This window comes from Mesorhizobium sp. M2A.F.Ca.ET.067.02.1.1 (assembly GCF_004023285.1).
GTDB lineage: Bacteria > Pseudomonadota > Alphaproteobacteria > Rhizobiales > Rhizobiaceae > Mesorhizobium.
Map to the genome: position 1 here is coordinate 1 of NZ_RZSB01000887.1, position 2,216 is coordinate 2,216.

Sequence of the window (2,216 nt, forward strand, 5' to 3'; positions counted from 1 at the left end):
ATTCTGGCCGAGCCCGATGCGGGTTTCCGCGTCATCGGCGTGCTCTATCAGGAGTTCGTGGTCCGCTGCCGCATCGAAGGGCTTGCCTCGGTGGTGCCCGATCTTCCGGAATTCCGCCGCATGCTGACCAGGGCGCGTGCCGGCGTCGGCTCCGACATGGCCGAGGACGATGCCTGGCGGGACGTCTCCGTGCGCGCCTCGCTGCTGCCCGAGGACATGCAGGGCGTGTTCATGATGATCGCCCGCGCCGCCAAAGAGGGCTGGCCTTGCCCGAGCGACGCGGCGATTGCGCGGGCCTACGGCTCGCATTCGCTGCGGCGGGCGCGGCGGCTGCTCGATTATATCGAGGAGCAGGGCCTCATTGTCTGCCAGGTCGACGGCACAGGGCGACGCACTGTGACGCTGGTCGAGCTCGCCTGGGCGACGGCGCCGGGCGATCCCAATGCCGCAGAGCAGGACAGCTCGGCGGCGTGATTACGGCTGCAACTCGATCGTGCGGACATCGCGGAGCGGCGGCGCGCGATGGGTAGAGACGACGACGATCCTATCGCTGAAGCGGGCGAGCAGTCGCTCGAGGATACGCTCTCCTTGTGCCTCGTCGAGGTGTTCGGTCGGTTCGTCAAGCAGCATAACGGGTCGGGATGACAGCCAGGCGCGCGCGAGGTTGATACGCTGGGCTTCGCCGAGCGAGAACCTGTCCTGCCTGACCCAGCTGTCCAGCCCGCCCGCGTCGCGGATGCGGCCGTCCATCTCGACGGCTTCCAGCGCCCGCCAGAGTACGGCATCCGGAGCATCGCCGGCAAAGAGATTGGCGCGGACGGTGTCCTCGAGCACGACCGCGTCGTGCAGGACGAGGGATACGAGCGCCCGCCGCTCGCCTGCCGACAGGATGCGGTCGTCGGTGGCGAAGGCATCGTCGCCGATCCAGCCGGCGATCTGCTTGAGCAGGCTCGTCTTGCCCGAGCCGCTTGCGCCGACGAGCAGTGTCGGCTGGCCCCGCGCGAGGAGCAGAGAGATGGGCGTTCCGATCGACCGGCCGTCGGGCGCACGGCGGTGCAGGCCGCCATGAAGCAGCAGGCCGGGCTTGATGTCATCCAGGGCGAATTCGCGCCTGCCGGCGGCGGTGCCGCGTGTCCATTGGCCGATTTCGGCGCGAGCCGCGTTGCGGCGGAGCACGGCAACCAGCATGCGCGATGCGCCATTCATGGTTTCGCCCAGCGCCAGCCAGGAGAAGGCGAGCAGCATCGGCGCGAGAAGCTCCGTGCCTTGTCTGCCCGCATACCAGGCAGCCGCCATCACACTGACGCCGGCAACCGGACCGAAAGCCGCGCCGATCATGTCCAGCATGGCCTGCAGCCGGCGAAGGGCAAGCTGCGCGGCGTCGGCGCGAGAGAGCGCGGCAAGGGCCTCAGTGCATTCGCGGTTCCAGGCGCCCTCCGCCTTCAGGGGTACCGCTGACGCCATGGCCGCGCCAAGCCGGCTCGCGCCCCCGCGGCGCAGCGACCTGGTCTCACGCCATGCCATGGCGCCAGCTCTGGCCACCCGGTTCCCCGCGAACAGGATGGCAAGCAGCAAGACTATGATGGGCAGGAGGGACAAAGGCGCCAGCACTGCCGAGCCGGCAACCAGGACCGCGAGGCCGCAGGCAAGCGTCAGAGCCGGCAGGCCGGCGCGCAGCCTGGCGAAGTCGAGGTCCTCGACATCGTCCAGATAGTCGGCAAGGCGCGAATCGTCGCCCAGCTGCCATCCGGCCCGGCGCACCGCCGGCGCCGCCGCCATCGCGGCGAACAGCTCGACGCGACGCGATATCTGATCGGTGAGCGCGGCCTTGTGGCCGGTCAGGCGCTCGCCATAGCGGGCGGCGGTGCGGCCAACCGCGAACAGCCTGATGAAAGCCGCGGGGGTGTGAAAGTTGAAAGTGAAAGCGGTGGCGGAAAGGCCGGCGATCGCCACCGAGCCGAGCAGCCAGGCGGACACGCCGCCCAGCAATATGGCGCAGGCCAGCGCGGTGAAGGCGAAGCCCGTCGCCAGCCGCCACGACTTCCGGTTCGATGACTGAAACGCTGTGCTCATGCCGCCACCTCGACGGTATCGTCACGGGTGAGATCCACAACCAGGTCGGCGGCGGCGGCAAGCTCCCGGTCATGCGTCGCCACAACGACCAGCCGCGCCTCTGAAATCCCGATCAGCATGCGCCGCACGGCCTCGGCGGTCGC

At 69.3% G+C, this 2,216-nt stretch carries 1 protein-coding gene and 1 pseudogene; one reads left to right on the forward strand and one right to left on the reverse strand.

Annotated features, from left to right (window positions below; genetic code table 11):
• Positions 1–474 (forward strand): annotated as a pseudogene (locus tag EOA28_RS33245) (ATP-binding protein); the annotation flags it as partial.
• Here the strand turns inward: EOA28_RS33245 and EOA28_RS33250 are convergent.
• Positions 475–2,073, reverse strand: coding sequence for an ATP-binding cassette domain-containing protein (locus EOA28_RS33250; protein ID WP_127249482.1), 1,599 nt, complete (start codon positions 2,071–2,073; stop codon positions 475–477).
• Positions 2,074–2,216 lie beyond the last annotated feature (143 nt).

Bases quoted from the DNA above. Each gene is read 5' to 3' on its own strand.
- EOA28_RS33250 (WP_127249482.1), bottom strand. From the start codon at position 2,073: ATGAGCACAGCGTTTCAGTCATCGAACCGGAAGTCGTGGCGGCTGGCG.